Genomic DNA, 22322 nt, shown 5'->3' with positions numbered 1-22322 from the left:
TCTCTTTGGTTTGAAATCAGCTATCCATGGAAATGATAGAGAAGAGAGAGTTACGGATAAACCAATGGAAGGTGGGAATATTAATGAAGCAAATTATGTTAATTACTGACGGATGTTCAAATGTAGGCGAGAGTCCAGTTATCGCAGCTGCATTAGCTAGGGAAGATGGGATAACGGTCAACGTGGTTGGGATTGTCGATTACGGTACGCTTGGTGAGCTAGGGAGCATCGAAATCGGAGAAATCGCTAAGGCTGGTGGCGGAATGAGCCAGTTATCAGGTACAGAAAAGCTGGCGCAGACCATGCAGATGTTGACTCGAAAAACAGTGGTTCAGACTGTACATCAAGCGGTTAATAGGGAGCTAAGACAGATTTTGGGGGATCAACAATCGATAGAGGATTTACCCCCTGACAAACGATCTCAAGTCGTAGAAGTTATTGATGAAATGAGTGAAACCAGTCCGCTACAGGTCGCTCTACTGATTGATGTTAGCGCTAGTATGAAACCGAAACTAGCAGCGGTGGAAGACGCGGTACGCGATATGATGTTAAGTCTTGGTGCACGTAAAGGTGACAGTAAGTTAGCTGTATTCCACTTTCCAGGCCATCGCAGTGGCGAAGATGCTGTGTTAGATGTGGATTGGACAGGCGACCTTGGCACGGCAAGATCGATCTTTCAACGCCTTGTCATGAGGGGAGCTACTCCAACTGGGCCTGCGATCCTGAAGGTGATGGAATTCTTCCGTTATGGTACACTTAATAGAAATGGACACGAGGTTTGGCCGGAGGAGTCCCATGAAAGAGAAGGAGTGCTCGGTGATTACGTCGTTTAATTTAAATTTGCCCCCAGGAACGATGGTGACGGGCCGCTTCAATGGCGGTCGGTACTTGATTCAGCGGTTGCTAGGGCAGGGAGCTAATGGAATTGTATATTTAGTGAAACAGGTGGAGAGCGCCAGACTATATGCACTCAAGATGGGTTTTGATACGATTGATTTACAATCGGAGATCAACGTGCTGAAGGCTCTTCAACAACAGGATAATCGGCGAGGTAGAGCAGCGGAGCGGGATTCTTCTTTTCTAGTGGAGGTGGATGATTATTCACTTCAGGGACAGGAGATTCCGTTCTATGTCATGCGATATGTGAAAGGACAACCCTTGCGGACGTTTCTTACCGCGCAAGGAGGGAACTGGATGCAAGTTGTTGGACTTCATTTGCTGCGGCAATTGCGAGGGTTACATGAGTCTGGGTGGGTATTTGGTGATCTGAAACCAGAGAATGTACTAGTTTCTCCTTACGGTGAGGTTGAATTGATTGATTTCGGTGGCGTTAGTGGGATGGGACGGAGTGTAAAGCAATTTACAGAATGGTATGACCGTGGGTTCTGGAATGCGGGTGGACGAACGGCAGAGCCGTCGTATGATTGGTTTTCATTTGCCGTCGTATGTATCCATCTGTTAGCTGAGGACTCGCTTAAGAAGGCTGCGAATCAGCTCCCTCAGACTCGAAGTCGTAATGATTTGCTGGAGGTTGTGGGAAGCGAAGTATCGCTTGCTCCATACCGGGAATGGCTAAGACGGGCGATTACTGGAGATTTTCGCAATACGAGAGAGGCCTGTTTGGTGTGGAAGGAGCTTACTCTAGGCAGAACACTTAAGCGGAAGAAGAGTCAACGTTCGACACCGCAATGGATGATGGGTGCTTTTGTCGTATCACTTGGTCTGCTCATCTGTGCGATATATCTAACGTTTCGATTCTGATCATCTGGAGCATACATAAGCAACAAAGGGAAAAGAGGAAGACATATGAATGATCCAAGCATGAACCGTTTGGTAGAACAAGTTCGCCATATTGGGCGGGAATGTCACTTATGGTCTCCTGGAGATTGCATCATAGTCGCAGTATCTGGAGGGCCGGATTCTGTGGCTTTATTGCATATTCTAAACGAGCTTGCTCAAGAGAAAGCTATGGATTTGAAACTCGTATGTGCCCATGTTAATCACGGACTACGGGGCTCTGAATCAGATGAGGAAGCGAAGTTCGTATCAGATTTATCCTCTAAACTAGCCATCCCATTTGAACTTGGCAATTTAGATATCCCTACTTATATGAAGGAGAAGGGAAAAGGCAAAGGCACAGAGCTTGCGTCCCGGGAGAAAAGATATGAATTTCTGCATCATGTAGCCGAGAAATACGGAGCGAGGTCGATTGCTCTAGCCCATCATGCGGATGATCAAGCGGAGACGGTCATCATGCGTCTGCTACGCGGGAGTGGTCCTACGGGATTAGCTGGAATGAAGATGATGAGACGTGAAAAAAATGTGGAACTTATTCGTCCCTTACTTCGTATATACAAGACGGAACTGGTCCGGGCGTGTCAGACGGCTAACATTCCATATGTAATCGACAGCAGTAATTTAATGAACAAATATGATCGAAATGCTGTGAGGTTGGATGTCCTGCCTTTTTTGGGGCAATATAATGGACAGTTGGTAGCATCGTTGAATCGTCTAGCTGAGATTATGGGGGATGAAGACGACTACATGCAGCGCGAGGTGGCTGAAGCCTACGCGAAGTTAGTATCTCCACTTGGTGGAGGTCTCACCTTTAATATTCAGCAATTTATACCCTTACATGCCGCTTTACAACGGAGGTTGATTAAACTAATATTAGATTATCTGCCTTTTAACACGGAAGAAAGCGATTTTGTCAAGATTGAAGCGATCCGAAAAGGGGCGGTTCAGAACCGACCTACCACATGGAGCCTTGATCTTGGTGGCGGACTTTGTTGTTTGCGGGAATACGATATCATCCGGTTTATCCCAAATGCGGCGGAAAGTGATCTTTCTGGGTATAATTATGCTGTAGATCAATTTCCATCTGAGGTGTCCATCCCCTGGGCGGGACGAAGACTACGATTTATGCAGTCAGAACCCGATCACACCATCGATCAGTCCTATAGGGTGGGCAAAGACGAGGCGGTATTTGATGCGGATGAGCTGGCCTTTCCGCTTACTGTGCGTTCCCGGTTGCCGGGAGACATCATGAGAGTTCTGGGTCTAGATGGAAGCAAAAAGGTGAAGGATATTTTCATTGATGAGAAAATTCCCCCATCTCTTCGATCTCAGATTCCCATTGTGACTGATGCCGGAGGTTGTATTCTGTGGATCCCTGGTATTCGTAGGTCCTCGGTAGCTATGGTGACCCAGCATACAACTTCCATTATGCGGATAGCCCTAGATAGGGATAACGAGTAGCAGTACCTTGGTTATGGTTAAGTTCAGGCATTCATAGTATAACGTAGGAGGTTTACCTAACTTGCAAAATGATATTCAGGAAATTCTGATCAGTCAGGAAGAGATTAAGGAGAAGGTCGCTGAACTAGGTCAACATCTCAGTAAAGAATACGAAGGACGTAATCCATTAGTGATTTGTATCTTGAAAGGCGCCTTTATTTTTATGGCGGATTTGGTAAAGGAAATCACAGTACCGATAGAGCTTGATTTTATGGCTGTATCTAGCTACGGCACCTCAACCAAGTCATCCGGAGAAGTGAAGATCATCAAGGATTTGGACAGTTCGATTGAAGGACGCGATATTCTGATTGTTGAAGATATTATCGACAGTGGGCTTACACTGAGCTATTTGGTGGACGTACTACAACGTCGGAATGTAAAGTCTGTAAAGCTCGTTACGCTATTTGATAAGCCATCCGGTCGAACAGTTAATTTAGAAGCTGATTTAGCTGGGTTTATCCTACCTGATGCATTTGTTGTGGGGTATGGCTTGGATTATGCCGAGAAATACCGTAATCTTCCGTACATCGGCGTACTTAAACCGGAAGTATATAGTAGTTAAAACATATGGCTCTTTGGGCCGAATACCCATACTACCTCATTTTTTTGTAAAAGTGTGAGCGGCTATGGTAAAATAACTTAAGGTTTTGAGAGGAGGTAGGGGATGAATCGGTTCATCCGGAATTCTGGTTTTTATTTGATACTTTTCTTAGTCGTGGTGGGCATCGTGCAATTCCTCAACGGTGGAACAGAGTCAACCGTCACCCCTAGGTACGATCAATTTCGTCAGCAATTGAAGGATAACAACGTTGCTGAATTAACCGGGAAATTTGACGGTTACGCCTATCAGGTAACCGGTAAGTATAAAGAAGCCGTTGAAGAGGGTAAGACAAAATCGAAGAACTTCACCTTGTATGTTCCTTTTGACGAAAATGTGCTGAAGGAAATCGTAGCTTACAGCGATGCGAATAACATTGAGATGAAGTGGAATAAGATGCAGGGCGAGAGCATTTGGCTCACTTTCCTGACATCGATCGTACCACTAGCTATTATGTTTATCCTGTTCTTCTTCCTGTTTAATCAGGCACAGGGTGGCGGCGGCAAAGTCATGAACTTCGGCAAGAGCAAAGCCCGCCTGTATAATGAAGAGAAGAAGAAGGTTACATTTGAAGATGTGGCGGGAGCAGACGAAGAGAAACAAGAGCTTGTTGAGGTTGTTGAGTTCTTGAAAGACCCTCGGAAGTTTACTGCCGTTGGTGCACGGATTCCTAAAGGGGTGCTGCTTGTAGGCCCTCCAGGTACCGGTAAAACTTTGCTAGCTCGTGCAGTTGCTGGTGAAGCTGGAGTTCCGTTCTTTAGTATTTCGGGTTCTGATTTCGTCGAAATGTTCGTCGGTGTCGGTGCTTCACGGGTACGTGATTTGTTCGAGAATGCGAAGAAGAATTCTCCATGTATTATCTTTATTGATGAGATTGATGCCGTTGGACGTCAACGTGGCGCTGGCCTTGGCGGTGGACACGATGAACGTGAACAAACGCTCAACCAATTGCTCGTAGAGATGGATGGTTTTGGTGGCAATGAAGGTATTATTATGATTGCTGCAACAAACCGTGCCGATATTCTTGACCCGGCATTGCTGCGTCCAGGCCGTTTTGACCGTCAAATTACGGTTGACCGTCCGGATGTAAAAGGCCGTGAGTCCGTTCTTAAAGTACATGCGCGTAATAAGCCATTAACCAAAGACGTGAAGTTAGATGTTGTTGCTAAACGTACAACTGGATTTACGGGCGCTGATCTAGAGAATTTGCTGAATGAAGCGGCTCTCTTAGCAGCACGTCGTAATCGTAAAGATATTTCCATGCGTGAAGTGGACGAAGCAATCGACCGTGTCATTGTAGGTACCGAGAAGCGTAGCCGCGTGATCAGTGATCGCGAGAAGCGGATTGTTGCTTACCATGAAGCGGGACATACGATTGTTGGTTACTTCTTAGAGCATGCTGATATGGTTCATAAAGTAACGATTATTCCACGGGGTCGTGCTGGCGGATACGTTATCATGATGCCGAAAGAAGATCGTATGCTTGCGACCAAACAAGAGCTCCTAGACAGAGTCACAGGTCTCCTTGGTGGTCGAGTTGCGGAAGAGTTGTTCATTGGTGAAATTGGTACTGGTGCATATAGTGACTTCCAGCAAGCGACTAGCATTGTACGAAGCATGATTATGGAGTATGGTATGAGCGATAAGCTTGGACCAATGCAATTTGGGACATCTCAGGGTCAAGTATTCTTGGGCCGCGATATTGGACACGAACAGAACTACAGTGACCAAATTGCTTATGAGATCGATCAAGAAATGCAGCACTTCATTACTAGCTCGTATGAACGTTGTAAGCAAATCTTGACTGAACATTCCAAAGAAGTTGCACTGATTGCAGAAACTTTGCTTGAAGTTGAGACCTTGGAATTGGATCAAATCAAAGAGCTTATTGAGAATGGTAAACTACCTGAATCCACTGTAGATGTCTCGAATGAGGGAGACGGCGGCAACTCCGGTTCCGGCGAGCCTGTCATCGACAACATCGGTGATGTTCGTGTTCGCATTCAAGGTAAATCTGAGGAGTCGGCACCGATTGTTCCAGGTGACATTCCGAACGAGGAGCCAGTTGATTCTAGTGATAGCACAAGCGAACCAACGGTTAATGCACCTGAGGATAGCGTAAGTGATACACCAGAGAAGCCGGGCGATAATGATTCAGATCAGGGTCCAAGAAATGGTGGAAATACACCTACGGTTTAATCTTTCTTTGCTTGCGATAGGTCGCAAGGGAGTGTATGTATAACAATATTGAAGTCCGGGAGACAGCCACTTGTTTCCCGGACTTTTTTGTTCAGGAAATTTAGTTCTTGTTTCAAAGTTGGGCGTTATCGTCACGTAGAAGAACATTAAGGTAGAATTTCGGAACTTAGGCCGACATGTAGCGCATTGACAGGGCAACTTACCTTGTGTAAATTAGTTGTTAAACACGTAAAGTGACTATTTTGTGTATTGTAGGATCCACGCTGCTTAGCATCGTGAAATTTGATACGTTCTTATCGCTGGTAAGGACGTACTTAAGCATTATCAATAACTAGATGTGAGATAGAGAGATTCAGCGGCAGTGAACCGCGAAAGCATCAGGGGAGGTTAATTGGTGGAGGCCCAAGCACTGGAACGAAAGGCTGAGATGAACCGCGAGCTGCGGGAGAAGTTGATCACGCTCAAGAAGGAACGAAATGCAATTATTCTAGCTCACTATTACCAACGTGATGAAATTCAGGAGGTTGCCGATTTCCGAGGCGATTCTTTTTTGCTTGCTCAGAAGGCAGCTTCAACGGACGCGGAGACGATTGTTTTCTGCGGCGTGCACTTTATGGGGGAGAGCGCCAAAATATTAGCTCCGAACAAAACGGTGCTTATTCCTGATGAACGGGCAGGTTGTCCGATGGCTGATATGGTTAATGTGGATGGCTTACGGAAAATGAAAGCTCAGTATCCTAATGCCAAAGTAGTAACGTACATTAATTCTTCAGCTGAGATCAAAGCGGAAACGGATATTTGCTGTACGTCTTCCAATGCAGTCAAAGTTATTAACTCCGTTGATTCTGATGAGATCATTTGGGTGCCGGACAAAAACTTGGGTCATTACGTTCAGCAGCATACAGACAAGAAGTTAATTATCTGGGAAGGTTATTGTAACACCCATGATATGTTGACTGTAAAGGACGTAGTGGAGATGAGAGCCCTTCATCCGGGCGCAGAATTTGTGGTTCATCCCGAATGTCGTCCTGAAGTTGTGGCGATGGGTGATTTTGTTGGGAGCACGACTGCGATCCTCGAATACTGCAAAAATTCCACTAATAAAGAGTTCATTGTAGGGACAGAAGATGGTACGGGATATCAATTGCGCAAAGATAGTCCAGATAAAATGTTTCACTTTGCGACGAAGTTCCTGGTATGTCCTAATATGAAAGTGAATAATTTGAAGAAGCTGGTCAAATGTTTGGAGACGATGCAGCCACAGATTTACGTGCCTCCTGCTATTGCCGACCAAGCCAGAGTTTCCCTAGAGCGCATGCTACAAGTTAAGTAGTATGCGCTACTCTCTTGTCCAAGATAGGTGACAAAAATTGATACCACAATATTTGGTTGATTTTAATGTGAACGAACTACCTGTAATTGATACGGACGTTATTGTTATTGGATCAGGCATCGCTGGTCTATATACGGCAATCAAAGCTAGCGTAGATCGCCGAGTCATTATGATTACTAAGAAGTCATTGCTTGAGAGTAATACTAGGTATGCCCAGGGTGGAATTGCCGCCGTTATTTCCGAGGATGATTCAACGCAGTCTCATTATCAGGATACATTGTTAGCTGGGGCAGGACTTTGCTCGTCACGGTCCGTTGATATCTTGGTCAATGAAGGACCGGGATGTGTGGAGGAATTAATTAAGCTCGGCACCAACTTTGATCGGGAGAATGGTGAACTGGCGCTCACACAAGAAGGAGCGCATAGTCATCGTCGTATTTTACACGCGAATGGTGATGCTACAGGTTTTGAGATTGTACGTGCATTATCAGAGCAAGTAACTGGACATTCTAACATTGAAATATGGGATAACCATTTTGTGATTGATTTGATTACAGAAGAGAACGAATGCTTGGGTGCGTTGGTTCAGCGTCCAGATGGTCAACGGATATTTCTACGTGGAGCCGCGACGATATTGTGTTCCGGTGGTGCAGGGCAATTGTATCGATACACGACGAATCCGGAAGTGGCGACAAGTGATGGCGTGGCTATGGCTTATCGTGCAGGAGCGGTTATCCGGGACATGGAATTCCTGCAATTCCATCCGACATCACTTTGCTATCCTGGTGCCCCTCGCTTTCTGATATCTGAAGCGGTACGTGGAGAGGGTGCTGTGCTTCGTAATATAAAAGGTGAACGGTTTATGGAGAAATATCATGAACTGCTGGAGTTAGCACCTCGGGATATCGTCGCACGAGCGATTGTAAGTGAGATGGAGGAAACAGGTTCAAGCTTTGTGTATCTGGACATTACCCACGAGACACCGGAGATGATTAAGCATCGTTTTCCAACGATCTACGAAACTTGCACTAGCTATGGACTGGATATGACTACGGATTGGATTCCAGTGGCTCCAGCTGCGCATTATATGATGGGTGGCGTCAAAACGGGTCATCATGGGGAGACTACTGTGAGCAGATTGTTTGCTTGTGGAGAGGTATCGTCCACGGGAGTTCATGGAGCTAATCGTTTGGCGAGTAATTCATTGTCGGAGGCCATTGTGTTTGGACAAAGAATCGTTGATAGTATCTCCCAGTTAATACCGTTGGATAAAACAGGCCGAAATATTTCTTACCAAAGGGATCGGCAAGAAACGCTGACCACATCTATCGTTGAGCTCCGTATGAAGCTGCAACGAATTATGGTTCGTCAAGTAGGCTTGCGCCGGACGGGTGCAGGTTTGCTGAAGGGGCTAGAGGAATTAAAGCCGCGTTTAACGATTTTTGATACCTATCTGGATACTCGCGAACAGTGGGAGTATGCAAATATGCTAACAAGTGCACTCATTCTTACGGAATCGGCGCTTGCACGTGAAGAGAGTCGGGGCGGACATTACCGTGAGGACTACCCAGAGCGTGATGACATCAAGTGGCGCAAACATATTTTACAGCAACGTGAAAAAGGAATGTTGGAGGAAATTAGTGATGATGTTTAATGGATATAACGCAGAGTTAATAGAATCCATTACTGGGTGGCTGAAGGAAGACGTTGGATCTGGCGATGTCACGACCCGTGTGACTATTCCTTCTGGACATGAGTCAAAAGCGGTGATTCATGCTAAGGAGGATGGAATTATCGCCGGAATGCCAGTCGCAGAATTGGTATTTCAGGTCGTGGACCCACAGCTTTCATTTACGGCATTCAAACATGATGGTCAGTATGTTGCTAAGGGTACTGTGTTGGCGGAAGTTGAAGGTAGTACGCATAGTATTTTGACAGGAGAGCGTCTAGCTCTGAACTTATTACAACGTTTATCCGGTATTGCTACGCGGACGAATGAATATGTGAATGCGATCGGAGGCTTGCCGGTACGCCTGGTAGATACAAGGAAAACTACTCCGGGACATCGGATGCTGGAGAAGTATGCGGTTCGTACGGGCGGCGGAGCGAACCATCGGTTTGGGCTATATGACGCTGTGATGATTAAAGATAATCATATCAAAGGAGCCGGTGGAATTACGGGAGCGGTGAGTCGGGCTCGTGCTAATATTCCGCATACAATGACTATTGAAGTGGAGACAGAGAATCTAGAACAGGTCGAGGAAGCTCTGAGTGCTGGAGCCGATATTATTATGTTGGATAATATGGCACCCGATCTGATGAAGGAAGCGGTACGGCGAATCAAAGCCAAGTCTCCGCATGTTACTGTCGAAGCTTCAGGAAATGTATCACTACATACGATACGCGCCATCGCTGAAAGTGGCGTAGACGTGATATCTGTAGGACGGTTGACGTATTCCTTTGAGAGTCTGGACATTAGTCTGGATCTCAATGAGAAAAAAGGAGGGTGAGCACAATGTTCCTTGTGATAGATGTAGGCAACTCGAATATCGTACTTGGAATCTATAGGAACCGTGAGCTGCTTCATCATTTCCGGCTTGCCACCAATCGTCAAACGACAGTGGATGAATATGGAGTTATGATCTATAACTTGTTTCAAATGTCTAAGATTAATGTAATAGACATTGAGGGAGTTATCATTTCTTCCGTTGTACCTCCATTGATGCATGTTCTTGAAGAGCTTTGTGAAAAATATGTAAAGAAAAAACCTTTGGTCGTTGGCCCAGGAATTAAAACTGGACTGAACCTGCGCTATGAAAACCCTCGGGAAGTAGGCGCAGACCGGATCGTTAACGCCATTGCTGCAATAGATAAATACGGTGGTCCATTAGTGGTTGTTGATTTTGGTACGGCGACGACCTTTGACTGCATCGATGCTGGGGGTAATTATCTTGGTGGTGCCATCGTACCGGGTATCGGTATTTCCACAGAAGCGTTGTATCAGCGCGCGTCCAAACTTCCGCGGATCGAACTTGAGAAGCCAAAGAAAGTAATTGGCCGTAATACCGTTACGGCGATGCAGGCGGGTATTATTTTTGGCTATGCGGGCCAGGTTGATGGTATAGTAGAACGGATCGCACTTGAAATGGAGGCACAGCCAAAAGTTATCGCGACCGGCGGCCTCGCTGAGCTCATCGCTAGCGAAACACGCTCCATTCATGAGGTTGACCCCCGTCTTACCTTAGAAGGCCTCCGCATCATTTATGAGCGGAATCAGCAATAGAAACATGTTGTTTATACTTGATCCTATGCTCAATCTTATGGTTGATCTAACGTGAGCGTTTCCCGTAGGGGAGAGCGCTCTAACCATCTAAATGTTGCAGTATAACGCACCACAGTACCATATCACCCAGCACGTAAATGTACTTGCTGCAGGAGCGCCAGAAGCAGAGCGTGCCCGAAGGGCGACAAGCGGCTACGGCGCTCCTTTGTTACTCGGGAGTCCCAATAAGTAGCAGTGATGAGCAGCCGGTTTTCATGGTAACTCAGGAGAACCAAAAGTAAGACGTACCCGAAGGGGGAAAAGCGTTCCACGCACAATACCAAGCGCATCCCCGTAAGGGGACAGCGAGCAGGAGCGCCTCTCCATGGCACACGTTATTAAGCGGGAGTCCAGAGGGTGCAACCCTTGGGGCCCTCCCTTAGGGTAAGGGAGGGTTTGGGTGGGATGAGAAAAAGTAAGAAACGGGAGGAAATACAAATGAACAAACAAATAGAGAAAGACCGCTTAATTCGCGGTACAGCCATGAATGGCAAAGTCCGCGCGTTTGCAGTGCGGACCACACAACTGGTGGAAGAACTACGCCGTCGGCATGATACTTTTCCAACAACTACTGCGGCGTTAGGACGGACGGTAACTGCAGCAGCTATGATGGGCGCTATGCTCAAAGGAAATGAGAAGCTCACCGTACAAGTAAAAGGCGATGGGCCGATCGGTCATATTGTAGCAGATGCAAATGCCAATGGAGAGGTACGCGGTTATGTCAAAGAGCCGCATGTTCATTTACCGAGCAATAGCATGGGAAAATTGGATGTAGCAGGAGCCGTAGGTACGACGGGTTTCATTCATGTAACGAAAGATCTAGGGTTAAAAGAGCCTTACCGGGGAAGTGTTCCGATTATTTCCGGTGAGCTTGGCGAAGATTTCACGTATTATTTTGCCATATCGGAGCAGACTCCTTCTGCTGTTGGGCTGGGCGTATTGGTGGATGTTGATTCCTCGGTTATCGTAGCTGGAGGATTCATCATACAATTGCTACCTGGGCTCAATGATCAAGAGATTGATGCTATAGAACGAGCGGTAGGTCAGATGCCCCCGGTTACATCACTTCTAGACCAAGGTATGGAACTAGAGGAGATGCTTAGCTGGTTATTGCCAGATTTTAAGGTTCTCGAGGAAATGGATATTACATTCTCTTGTCATTGTTCTCGCGAGCGGGTTGAGCGGACATTGATCAGCTTGGGTAAAGATGAGTTGACGGAGTTACAAGAAACAGGAGAAGAGACAGAAGTTGTATGCGATTTTTGCAATGAAGTTTATACATTTAGTGCAGATGAACTTCAGGAGCTTATCAACCAAACAGAGAAATAAAGTTCCGTTATACCAGAGATAGAGTTATTTTTGTGGCTTATATTGACAACTCCGATCGGTGTTGTTAAGATAATACTATCAAAACCAACTTAACCACTCGGAAATAAATAAAAGCGAATCAACTTTTCCTTTTATTTTTTACATCTAGAAGAATAGTTCTTATTTTAAAATTATATATTTTCCCAAAGGGAGGGCTTTTAGATGGCAAAAGTCGTAAATAGTGTAACGGATCTTATTGGTGGTACCCCGCTAGTTCGTTTGAATCGAATCGTTCCAGAAGACAGCGCAGAGATCTATGTGAAATTGGAATACCAGAACCCAGGATCAAGTGTTAAGGACCGTATTGCGATCAGTATCGTGGAAGAAGCAGAGAAAGCCGGCAAACTTAAACCAGGCGGTACAATTATTGAAGCAACTAGTGGTAACACGGGTATTGGTCTTGCTCTAGTAGCTGCTGCTAAAGGTTATAAAGCCGTTATCGTTATGCCAGAAACGATGAGTATTGAACGTCGCAACTTGCTGCGTGCTTACGGAGCAGAATTAGTTCTAACTCCAGGCGCAGAAGGTATGAATGGCGCAGTGAAGAAATCCGAGGAAATCTTAGCTGAGAATCCGGATTATTTCTTGGCTGATCAATTCAGAAACCAAGCTAACGTTAAGATTCACCGTGAAACAACTGGACCGGAGATTGTTGAGGCGATTGAATCCTTGGATGGTCAATTGGATGCATTCGTAGCAGGGATCGGCACAGGCGGTACGATTTCTGGCGCAGGTGAAGTGTTGAAGAAACGTTTCCCTGATATTAAGATTTATGCGGTGGAGCCAGCAGCATCCCCTATATTATCAGGTGGCAAACCAGGACCTCACAAGATTCAAGGTCTTGGAGCGAACTTCATTCCAGAAATTTTGAATCGTGAAATCTATGATGAAATTATTCATATCGAGAATGACGAAGCTTTCGAACAGGCACGTGCTGTAGCCAAAGAAGAAGGCATTCTATCGGGTATTTCATCTGGAGCAGCTGTTCGTGCGGCACTGCAAGTTGCTAAGCAACTAGGCAAGGGCAAACGTGTAGTAGCTGTTATTCCAAGTAACGGCGAACGTTACCTGAGCACACCACTATACAATTTTGAAGCTTAATTGATATTTAATTTAGAATCATTCATTAACCCTCATGGCTACCCTTTATGGGTGGCATGGGGGTTTTTTATACATGATTTAGGGAATATGAACATGGATAATGAACAAGATGTTTTAAACTGTTCTAGCTTTTAGTATACTAGCAAGCAATAGAATGCTAACGAGGGTGGAGGAACGGACCGTAGATGGAGCACATTACATCATGGGAACAATGGAAGAAGTGGGCTACGGAAAGGCAGTGGACGATGCTGCCTTACGCGGGCAAATGGAAGTTCCCTACGGGACTTCCTGGGGATTGGAGATCGGCTTGGGAGCAATCGCAGCCGTATTCCTTTGTATTGGAGAGTGGAAAAGGAGGGCGATATACTTTTCTTGGCTTAGATCCAGTTTCGGTTATCCGTGGCAAGGGAAATCAAGTAGAAATTGAGCAATTGGATACTGGTGTGAGAACAAGTATACATGGCAAACCACTAGCGGTACTTCGCCAATGGATGGCTCCTTACAAGTCACCTAGTTTTTCTGGGCTTCCCAAATTTAGCGGTGGAGCCGTAGGATTTCTAGGTTATGATATCGCCAGATCCCTGGAGCGTCTTCCGCAGCTTGCAGAGGATGACCTTGGGTTAGATGATTATATCTGGATGCGGATGGAAGAGCTATGGATTGTCGATCAAGAGCTAGGTGAAGTCTATGCGATTGTCCATTGTCCAATCTCCCCACTGAGTGAGGGGACAAGAGCTACAAGGGAAATGGAAGTAGTCTACCATGAGGCTAAGTTACGGGTGCAAAGGATGGCAGAGCGCTGGGACGAAATCGTTCTTGGAGCGAATACGGGAGTAGTAAGTAATCAAGTAGCAAGACGGCTGAGAAAGCTTGAACTTATAGAGGAGCAGTCGGATTCAGTACTTAGTGAGATCCAGCTGGGAAATTCTAGCGTGTCTATGGCACAGGATGATTTCGAGTCGGCTGTTAAGCGGATTCAAGACTACATTCGTGCTGGGGACGTGTTCCAGGTCAATTTATCACTGAGGCAGAATATCTCCTTACAGGCATCGGCGGAAGAAATTTACGAATGGTTGAGAATACTGAACCCTTCCCCATATATGGGCTTGCTTCGTTTTCCTGATTTCGGGCTCGTCTCGGCTTCTCCTGAACTATTGGTGAAACTCGAACAAGATGAGGTTAGTACAAGACCAATAGCTGGTACAAGGCGCCGCGGAACAAGCCCAGAGGAAGATGTAGCGATGGCTCAGGAACTACGTAGTAATGAGAAAGAGCAAGCTGAACATATTATGTTAGTTGATTTGCTACGAAATGATGTGGGGCGTGTAGCACAGTATGGTTCCGTGCGAACAAGTGAGCTACTCACCATCGAGTACTATTCCCATGTGATGCATTTAGTGTCCCAAGTGGAAGGTACTCTTCAGGAGGGTAAGACTCCATACGATGTAATTGCCGCTGTTTTCCCAGGTGGAACCATAACCGGAGCGCCAAAGGTGAGGACAATGGAGATCATCGAAGAATTGGAGCCGGTGACTCGGGGGCCGTATACAGGCGCGATGGGATGGATTGACTATAACGGAAATATGGAATTAAATATTGTTATACGTACATTGATCGTTAAAGATGGAGTTGGATATATACAGACAGGAGCTGGGATTGTTATCGACTCGGTTCCATATCGTGAATACAGAGAATGCCATAATAAAGCCAGAGCCATCGTTATGGCGGTGTTGCTAAGTCAGGATTCCACCGATGAAGGCTAAGAAAAAGGGGATGAAATTATGATACTGGTTATTGATAACTATGATTCGTTTACTTACAACTTGGTACAATATCTGGGTGAGCTTGGTGAGGAAGTCACGGTTCGTCGTAACGACGAGATTGATCTGCAAGGAATCAAGGATATGCAGCCAGATCACATTCTCATTTCACCGGGACCTTGTACACCAAATGAGGCGGGAATTACGCTGTCGATTATTGAGACCTTCAAAGGACAAATCCCCATATTCGGTGTTTGTCTAGGACATCAGGCTATTGGCCAGGCCTTCGGTGGCAATGTAATACGTGCTGAGCGGCTTATGCATGGTAAAACATCTCCGATTCTCCATAACGGTCAGTCGGTGTTTGCGGGGCTCCCCTCACCATTTACGGCAACTCGGTATCATTCTTTAATTGTTGAGCGTGCGAGCTTGCCGGATTGCTTGGAGATTACAGCAGAGACAGAAGAAGGCGAAATTATGGGACTGCGCCACAAAGAATATGCTGTAGAAGGTGTTCAATTCCATCCAGAATCTATTATTACGGATCATGGACATCAAATTCTCCGCAACTTTCTGAATCGGAATAGAGAAGAAGACCAAGTATGAAATACATCGGGGTGAATGGGACTCCCACCCTTGCTGCAGAAGCCGTGATTTCCGTAATGGATCACGGCTTCATGTACGGAGTAGGGTTATTTGAGACGTTTCGTACGTACGGGGGTCGCCCATTTTTACTTGAGCGGCATTTGGAACGTCTACGGCAGGGTTGCCAAAGCTTAGGTATCAATTATGATAGTGATTCTGATCAAGTCATGGCCGAAATTCAGCAATTGCTTGAAGTCAATGGGCTTGAAGAGGGTTATTGTCGGCTTACTGTTTCGGCGGGTGAGGGTCCACTAGGTCTTCCTTCGGATGACTACAATAAGCCTACGGTTATTTTATATATCAAACCTCTTCCGAACCCAGGAGCTAGTCTATACACACTAGGAAAAGAATTATGGCGCTTGAAGACGCGGCGTAATACACCGGAAGGTGAGGTTCGCTTCAAGTCGCTACATTATATGAACAATATTTTAGCAAAGAGGGAACTCTCTCAATATAAGCCGAATCCAACTATCGCAGTCGAAGGTCTACAACTTACAGAGAAGGGATTCTTGGCTGAAGGGATCGTAAGTAATTTATTTTTTGTACATGGTGGTACGCTATATACACCGGACATCGGGAATGGGATTCTCCCGGGGATTACTCGTTCTATTGTTTTGGAAATGACCGAGGAGTTTGGAATGGACAGGCAAGAAGGGCAATATACGTGGGAAATGCTCTGCGAAGCGGACGAAGTTTTTGTGACTAACTCAATTCAGGAACTGGTACCGGTGACGAAGCTTGTCATTCCTGAAGCTCCTGAAGAATGCTCTCGTCTTGTTGGTAGTGGACGAATAGGTCACATAACGAACAACCTATTGAACAGTTATAGAAAGAAAGTAGGAAATTGAAATGCAACCAACGTTATACAATAGAACTTACAATTGCGGAGAGACGATTTTGACACTTGGAAAACGGACCTTAGTGATGGGGATTCTAAATGTAACACCGGACTCTTTCTCTGATGGCGGACAGTACAATGATACCGAGCGTGCGGTTCAACATGCACTGCAGATGGTTAAGGATGGGGCAGACCTGATTGATATCGGAGGGGAATCTACTCGTCCAGGTCATGAACCAGTTGGTGAGCAGGAGGAGCTGGAGCGGGTGATTCCTATTGTGGAAGCCTTACACCGCGAAGCGCCAGGCATTCCTATTTCTGTGGATACTTACAAGTCCGTGGTCGCACGGGAGGCTTTGAAGGCTGGAGCACATATCATCAACGATATCTGGGGTTTTAAACAGGATCCAGCTATGAGCAAAGTGGCTGTTGAGTTTGGATGCCCAGTTATTTTAATGCATAATCGTCACGATCGGGATTACACGAACTTGGTGCAAGATGTTACTAATGATCTGATGGCTAGCGTAAACATTGCCAAAGAAGCGGGCGTGAAAGAGGAGCAAATCATCCTTGACCCAGGAATCGGCTTTGCTAAAAATTATGAAGAGAACTTGCAGGTCATGCGTGCGCTTGATGATCTGATGAAGTTAGGTTATCCAATGCTGCTCGGTACATCTCGCAAAAGATTTATCCGTACTACGTTAGATTTACCTGTTGAGGACACTGTTCTTGGTACTGCGGCAACGGTAGCGTTTGGTATTGCTCAAGGCTGCCAAATCGTGCGTGTTCATGATGTGCTTGAGATCAAGCGCTCAGTGAAAATGTGCGACGCCATATTGTATAGCTAGATAATGAACACTTACTTATAGATAAAATTTCAGGATAGGAAGGCGTGGCTTAAGATGGATAAAATGATCATTCGTCGCATGGAGTATTACGGTTATCATGGTGTTTTTGAAGAGGAGCGGAAACTGGGTCAACGTTTTTATGTTGATCTTGCATTAGAGCTTGATCTAAGCGAAGCGGCAAAAAATGACGATTTGAGCAAAACGGTAAATTATGCCGAGGTTCATGAGCTGGTTAAAGGAATTGTCGAGAAAAAGAGCTTCAAGCTAATTGAGGCGCTCGCAGAGCATATTGCATCCTCCGTTTTGGACACTTATACTATGATAGATGCGCTAACGGTTGGCGTGACGAAACCACACCCACCATTTGATATTCATTTTGAAGGTGTGACGGTGGAGTTGTACCGTTCTAGAAAGTGAGAGTTGTTATGAATACACATTCATCCTCTGAAACATCAGAGGCTTATATAGCTTTAGGGGCTAATTTAGGGGATCGAGAGACAACCTTGATGCAGGCGATTGCCTATTTGGAGGATCATCCAGATATATCTGTGCTAAGATGCTCTAATTTATATGAGACCGATCCCGTTGGTTATCTCGATCAACCTTGCTTTGTTAATATGGTAGCCGCGGTTAAGACTTCTTTAGATCCGGAGGCGTTACTCTCCACCATGCTTGAAATTGAGCTTCGTCTTGGGCGTGAACGGTTAATCCGTTTTGGTCCAAGAACGGTCGATTTGGATCTTCTATGGATTGAAGGACGAACGGTCGATACAACACTGCTGACCTTACCTCATCCACGTATGTTTGAGCGTGCTTTTGTCTTGGTACCTTTAGCGGACGTTGTTGCTCCGGATAAGGCAGGCGATCTTTATGGACAAATGCAAAGCGCACTGGATCATATCGAAGGAAAGGAAGGCGTTCGGTTTTGGAAGACATGCACCTGGCACGGCGTATCCGCGCTTTCCGGAAATTAAAAGGTTATACGCAGCAAGAGCTTGCGGACAAATCAGGTGTTTCACTCGCACTTCTTGGGGCGATGGAACGGGGTAATCGCCGCGTAGAAGATCAAATTTTAGATAAAATTGCGAATATTCTAGACGTCAGCTTGTCCGAGCTGAAGTTACCAAGATAGATGTACGTATGAGCACAAAACTAAGCCTATGCTTTCGATGCAAGTTTTGCTCGAAGAACAATCATTGAAGCATATGCTCACAAAACTCTAAGGAGGGACCACATGCTAAAGATCGGCGATATAGAGATGAAGAATCAAGTTGTGCTTGCCCCTATGGCAGGGGTCTGCAATCCAGCCTTCAGACTTATTGCTAAAGAATTTGGCACGGGGCTTGTCTGTGCTGAGATGGTTAGTGATAAAGCGATCATTCACGGCAACAAGCGTACACATGAAATGTTGTTTGTCGATGAACGTGAGAAACCGCTGAGTCTGCAGATTTTTGGCGGGAACCGCGAATCTCTTGTCGAAGCGGCTAAAGTGGTCGATCAAGATACCAATGCAGATATCATCGACATTAATATGGGGTGCCCTGTGCCGAAGGTCACAAAATGCGATGCGGGTGCTCGTTGGTTGTTAGAGCCAAACAAAATATATGAAATGGTATCGGCTGTAGTTAATGCGGTTAGCAAACCAGTTACGGTAAAAATGAGAATTGGTTGGGATGACGAGCATATTTTCGTTGTTGATAACGCGAAGGCTGTAGAGCAGGCTGGAGGTAAAGCCGTCAGCGTACATGGTCGAACACGGGAACAGCTATATACAGGAAAAGCAGACTGGGATTATATTCGTCAGGTTAAAGAAGTAGTATCTATCCCGGTTATCGGGAATGGAGATGTTGTCACACCGGAGGACGCTAAGCGGATGTTGGATCAAACTGGCTGTGATGGTGTCATGATCGGCAGAGGGGCTCTAGGTAACCCTTGGATGCTTTATCGCACAGTGGAGTATCTGAAGACAGGTGAGTTACTCCCAGAGCCTGGAATTGAAGAGAAGATGCGTATTGCTATTTTGCATATGGATCGGCTTGCCGCGCTCAAAGGCGAACATGTAGCCGTTCGTGAAATGCGTAAGCATATGGCTTGGTATCTAAAAGGCATGAAAGGTGCGGCTCGGATTAAGGACGTTATCATGGAAGAGACTAAGCGTGACGAAATGGTACGAATTCTTGAGGATTTTGTCGTCGAGTCACTTGCTACTGCGAATTCGATTGATTCTGAGCCTGCATAACGTTTAATGAAGGTTCATTTTATGGATAAAAAGAGAGAAACCTCTGTTTATTAAACGTTTTCATTTGAAGAATCGGGTGTCATTGACATTTGGCAGAGCTTCACCTATAATTTCACAGTATAAATTCGCCTCAGGAGATAACTTCCACACATGGAGAGGTCTCTCACTCCATGAGATTGCATATGATATTCTCAAATGATGCGTGAATTTTCACGGCCGTTGCCATAGCGGCAACTCGGGGACCTTTTGGGGACAAAGGTCTTTGCATTCCTTTTATTGTGGGAACTTTATTGACCAGAAGGCGATCGAAGTCCGCGCGCATAGTGCGAAAATTATTTCCATGACAGGAGAATTGGTTGAAATGAGCGATAAAGAAGTCATTCTTACACAAGATGGATTAAAGCGGTTGGAAGAAGAACTTGAGAATTTGAAATCAGTGAAACGCCGCGAAGTTGCTGAGCGGATTAAAGTTGCGATTGGTTACGGAGATATCAGTGAGAACTCGGAATATGAGGATGCTAAGAACGAGCAGGCCTTTATCGAAGGACGGGTTATTACACTTGAGAAAATGCTACGTAACGCCCGGATCATCAATAATGATGAGATTGGTACAGATACAGTTACTATCGGCTCTACTGTAACGGTGCAAGATATGGAGTTCGGTGATACAATGGAGTATGCCATTGTAGGAACAGCTGAGTCTGATCCGCTACAGAACAAAATATCGAATGAAAGCCCAGTTGGCAAAGCAATACTTGGTAAGCAAAAAGGCGCTGTTGTGGATGTAGCAGTCCCAGCTGGTACGATTCAATATAAAATTGTCGATATCAAGAAATAACGCGGAATTAGCGAGTGAAAGAAGCTTCCCCGGGGGAAGCTTCTTTCACTGTATTGTAGATCGTTCTGCTTAGTTGCTTTCCATAGTGACAAAGTAGTCCAAAACCAAATACATGTTTGTAGGAGTGAAGCGGAAATGAGCGAGGAACACAATCAACAGGAGCAAGAAGTCGAAGTTAGTGAACTGTTACAGATTCGTAGAGAGAAATTGGACGAGCTACGTGGGCTTGGAGTCGATCCTTTTGGAGGGAAATACGAAAGAACCCACAACGCAGGCGATATTCTGCAACAATACGACCAACTTTCTAAGGAAGAACTGGAAGAGAAGAGCGTAGAAGTTTCGATTGCTGGACGTTTGATGGCTAAACGGGGTATGGGGAAGGCTAGTTTTGCGCACATCCAGGATCTTACGGGTAAAATTCAGATCTATGTACGCCAAGATAGCGTGCCAGAAGTTAAATATTCAGCTTTTAGCCTACTTGACCTTGGAGACATCGTTGGAGTTAAGGGTGAGGTATTCAAGACCAAAACCGGTGAAACTTCGATCAAAGTCAAAGACCTGGAGATTTTATCTAAATCGCTTTATCCGCTTCCGGACAAATATCATGGTCTCAAAGATGTTGAACTTCGCTACCGTCAACGTTATGTTGACCTGATCGTAAACCCTGAAGTACAACAGACATTTATTAAACGTTCACGGATTATTAAGTCCATGCGTCATTATTTGGATTCCCAAGGATATTTGGAAGTAGAAACTCCAACCCTGCATAGTATTGCTGGGGGGGCGGCTGCTCGTCCATTTATCACGCATCACAATGCATTGGACATGCAGTTATACATGCGTATCGCTATTGAGCTTCACCTGAAACGCCTGATCGTAGGCGGTTTAGAGAAGGTGTATGAAATCGGCCGGGTGTACCGGAACGAAGGTATGTCAACACGTCATAATCCGGAATTCACCATGATTGAGTTGTATGAGGCTTATGCCGACTATAAGGATATTATGGCGTTGACTGAAAATATGATCGCCCACATTGCTAAGGAAGTACTTGGCACGACTGTGATTAAATATCAAGATTATGAAGTAGACTTAACTCCACAGTGGCGTCGTGTATCTATGGTAGATGCGGTCAAAGAAGTTACGGGTGTTGACTTTGGAAGACACATGACCAATGAAGAAGCACACGCTTTGGCGAAAGAGCATAAAGTTCCAGTAGACGCGCATATGACATTTGGTCATATCCTGAATGCGTTCTTTGAACAATTTGTAGAAGAAACTTTGATTCAACCAACATTCGTATACGGACATCCGCTAGAGATATCTCCGCTTGCGAAGAAGAATCCAGAAGACCCTCGGTTTACTGATCGATTCGAATTGTTTATCGTGGGACGTGAACATGCCAACGCCTTTACAGAGCTAAATGATCCTATCGATCAACGTCAACGTTTCGAAGCGCAAATCTTGGAACGCGAGCACGGGAATGATGAAGCGCATGAAATGGATGATGATTTCATCCGGGCACTGGAATATGGTATGCCACCAACAGGTGGATTAGGTATTGGAATAGACAGACTTGTTATGCTATTGACCGACTCGGCTTCGATTCGCGATGTACTACTCTTCCCGCACATGCGTCCTCTTGCTGGAGAGTAAGAATATATTCGTATATATAGAAACAAGCATGGCAGGAAACTGCCGTGCTTGTTTTTTTATCTTATATCTGATCTTGTTTGTGGTGGTTGGTGGATCAATAATCATTAGTGAATATAAGACAAGCCCGGTTTAAGCTGGGTTTTAAATTATTTTAAATAAATGCTTGCATCTGGGCTGTGAAGATGATATATTATACATCCGCCCGTTAAACACAAGCTTTTGTAGCTAACCACTACGATATGCCAGAAAAAATAAAGCTTGCAAAACGGTGTTGGATGTAGTA

At 45.4% G+C, this 22322-nt stretch carries 22 protein-coding genes; all 22 read left to right on the top strand.

Annotated elements, in window-relative coordinates; translation table 11 throughout:
- Nucleotides 1–83: 83 nt before the first annotated feature.
- The 22 genes from IEW05_RS24440 (at nucleotide 84) to lysS (ending at nucleotide 22039) form a co-directional block, all read left to right on the top strand.
- Nucleotides 84–833: a VWA domain-containing protein gene (locus IEW05_RS24440; RefSeq protein WP_188542490.1), complete on the top strand. Its 750-nt coding sequence runs from the start codon at nucleotides 84–86 to the stop codon at nucleotides 831–833.
- On the top strand, nucleotides 817–1761 hold the full coding sequence (locus IEW05_RS24435; protein ID WP_188542536.1) for a serine/threonine protein kinase: 945 nt from the start codon (nucleotides 817–819) through the stop codon (nucleotides 1759–1761). The genes IEW05_RS24440 and IEW05_RS24435 overlap by 17 nt, the downstream gene beginning before the upstream one ends.
- A 45-nt stretch (nucleotides 1762–1806) precedes the next feature.
- Nucleotides 1807–3258, top strand: coding sequence for a tRNA lysidine(34) synthetase TilS (gene tilS, locus IEW05_RS24430; protein ID WP_188542489.1), 1452 nt, complete (start codon nucleotides 1807–1809; stop codon nucleotides 3256–3258).
- Between the two features lie 61 nt (nucleotides 3259–3319).
- Nucleotides 3320–3859 carry a hypoxanthine phosphoribosyltransferase gene (hpt, locus tag IEW05_RS24425; RefSeq protein ID WP_188542488.1) on the top strand — a complete coding sequence of 180 codons (540 nt, stop codon included), beginning with the start codon at nucleotides 3320–3322 and terminating at the stop codon, nucleotides 3857–3859.
- Nucleotides 3860–3961: 102 nt separating this feature from the next.
- Nucleotides 3962–6094, top strand: a complete 2133-nt coding sequence (gene ftsH / locus IEW05_RS24420) for an ATP-dependent zinc metalloprotease FtsH (protein WP_188542487.1) — start codon at nucleotides 3962–3964, stop codon at nucleotides 6092–6094.
- A gap of 394 nt (nucleotides 6095–6488) precedes the next feature.
- Complete coding sequence (gene nadA / locus IEW05_RS24415; RefSeq protein ID WP_188542486.1) at nucleotides 6489–7427, top strand: quinolinate synthase NadA; 939 nt, start codon at nucleotides 6489–6491, stop codon at nucleotides 7425–7427.
- Between the two features lie 37 nt (nucleotides 7428–7464).
- On the top strand, nucleotides 7465–9081 hold the full coding sequence (gene nadB / locus IEW05_RS24410) for an L-aspartate oxidase (RefSeq protein WP_188542485.1): 1617 nt from the start codon (nucleotides 7465–7467) through the stop codon (nucleotides 9079–9081).
- Nucleotides 9071–9937, top strand: a complete 867-nt coding sequence (gene nadC / locus IEW05_RS24405; RefSeq protein WP_188542484.1) for a carboxylating nicotinate-nucleotide diphosphorylase — start codon at nucleotides 9071–9073, stop codon at nucleotides 9935–9937. The genes nadB and nadC overlap by 11 nt, the downstream gene beginning before the upstream one ends.
- A 5-nt stretch (nucleotides 9938–9942) precedes the next feature.
- A complete protein-coding gene (locus IEW05_RS24400) occupies nucleotides 9943–10710 on the top strand; it encodes a type III pantothenate kinase (protein ID WP_188542483.1) in 768 nt (255 codons plus the stop codon).
- A 91-nt stretch (nucleotides 10711–10801) separates the two neighbouring features.
- Entirely contained in the window at nucleotides 10802–10942 is a 141-nt protein-coding gene (locus tag IEW05_RS25670; protein ID WP_194434164.1) for a hypothetical protein, read from the top strand.
- A gap of 245 nt (nucleotides 10943–11187) precedes the next feature.
- On the top strand, nucleotides 11188–12078 hold the full coding sequence (gene hslO / locus IEW05_RS24395; protein ID WP_188542482.1) for an Hsp33 family molecular chaperone HslO: 891 nt from the start codon (nucleotides 11188–11190) through the stop codon (nucleotides 12076–12078).
- A gap of 201 nt (nucleotides 12079–12279) precedes the next feature.
- The gene (cysK, locus tag IEW05_RS24390) at nucleotides 12280–13218 is read left to right on the top strand and encodes a cysteine synthase A (protein WP_188542481.1); all 939 of its coding nucleotides are present in this window, start codon (nucleotides 12280–12282) and stop codon (nucleotides 13216–13218) included.
- 185 nt (nucleotides 13219–13403) lie between these two features.
- On the top strand, nucleotides 13404–14981 hold the full coding sequence (locus IEW05_RS24385) for an anthranilate synthase component I family protein (RefSeq protein WP_188542480.1): 1578 nt from the start codon (nucleotides 13404–13406) through the stop codon (nucleotides 14979–14981).
- 18 nt (nucleotides 14982–14999) lie between these two features.
- Entirely contained in the window at nucleotides 15000–15584 is a 585-nt protein-coding gene (gene pabA / locus IEW05_RS24380; RefSeq protein WP_188542479.1) for an aminodeoxychorismate/anthranilate synthase component II, read from the top strand.
- Complete coding sequence (gene pabC, locus IEW05_RS24375; RefSeq protein WP_188542478.1) at nucleotides 15581–16471, top strand: aminodeoxychorismate lyase; 891 nt, start codon at nucleotides 15581–15583, stop codon at nucleotides 16469–16471. The genes pabA and pabC overlap by 4 nt, the downstream gene beginning before the upstream one ends.
- Before the next feature lies 1 nt (nucleotide 16472).
- Nucleotides 16473–17309 carry a dihydropteroate synthase gene (gene folP, locus IEW05_RS24370; RefSeq protein WP_188542477.1) on the top strand — a complete coding sequence of 279 codons (837 nt, stop codon included), beginning with the start codon at nucleotides 16473–16475 and terminating at the stop codon, nucleotides 17307–17309.
- Nucleotides 17310–17363: 54 nt separating this feature from the next.
- Nucleotides 17364–17726: a dihydroneopterin aldolase gene (folB, locus tag IEW05_RS24365; RefSeq protein WP_188542476.1), complete on the top strand. Its 363-nt coding sequence runs from the start codon at nucleotides 17364–17366 to the stop codon at nucleotides 17724–17726.
- 8 nt (nucleotides 17727–17734) lie between these two features.
- Nucleotides 17735–18283: a 2-amino-4-hydroxy-6-hydroxymethyldihydropteridine diphosphokinase gene (folK, locus tag IEW05_RS24360; protein WP_188542475.1), complete on the top strand. Its 549-nt coding sequence runs from the start codon at nucleotides 17735–17737 to the stop codon at nucleotides 18281–18283.
- Nucleotides 18235–18441: a helix-turn-helix domain-containing protein gene (locus tag IEW05_RS24355; protein ID WP_188542474.1), complete on the top strand. Its 207-nt coding sequence runs from the start codon at nucleotides 18235–18237 to the stop codon at nucleotides 18439–18441. The genes folK and IEW05_RS24355 overlap by 49 nt, the downstream gene beginning before the upstream one ends.
- 102 nt (nucleotides 18442–18543) lie before the next feature.
- Nucleotides 18544–19548 carry a tRNA dihydrouridine synthase DusB gene (gene dusB / locus IEW05_RS24350; protein WP_188542473.1) on the top strand — a complete coding sequence of 335 codons (1005 nt, stop codon included), beginning with the start codon at nucleotides 18544–18546 and terminating at the stop codon, nucleotides 19546–19548.
- A 361-nt stretch (nucleotides 19549–19909) separates the two neighbouring features.
- On the top strand, nucleotides 19910–20386 hold the full coding sequence (gene greA / locus IEW05_RS24345; protein WP_188542472.1) for a transcription elongation factor GreA: 477 nt from the start codon (nucleotides 19910–19912) through the stop codon (nucleotides 20384–20386).
- A 135-nt stretch (nucleotides 20387–20521) separates the two neighbouring features.
- Nucleotides 20522–22039 carry a lysine--tRNA ligase gene (lysS, locus tag IEW05_RS24340; RefSeq protein WP_188542471.1) on the top strand — a complete coding sequence of 506 codons (1518 nt, stop codon included), beginning with the start codon at nucleotides 20522–20524 and terminating at the stop codon, nucleotides 22037–22039.
- Nucleotides 22040–22322: the final 283 nt, after the last annotated feature.

This window comes from Paenibacillus segetis (assembly GCF_014639155.1).
Classification (GTDB): Bacteria; Bacillota; Bacilli; order Paenibacillales; family Paenibacillaceae; genus Fontibacillus; species Fontibacillus segetis.
The sequence above is the reverse complement of the archived record's forward strand: the minus strand, read 5'-3'. Positions and strand labels throughout refer to the sequence as shown.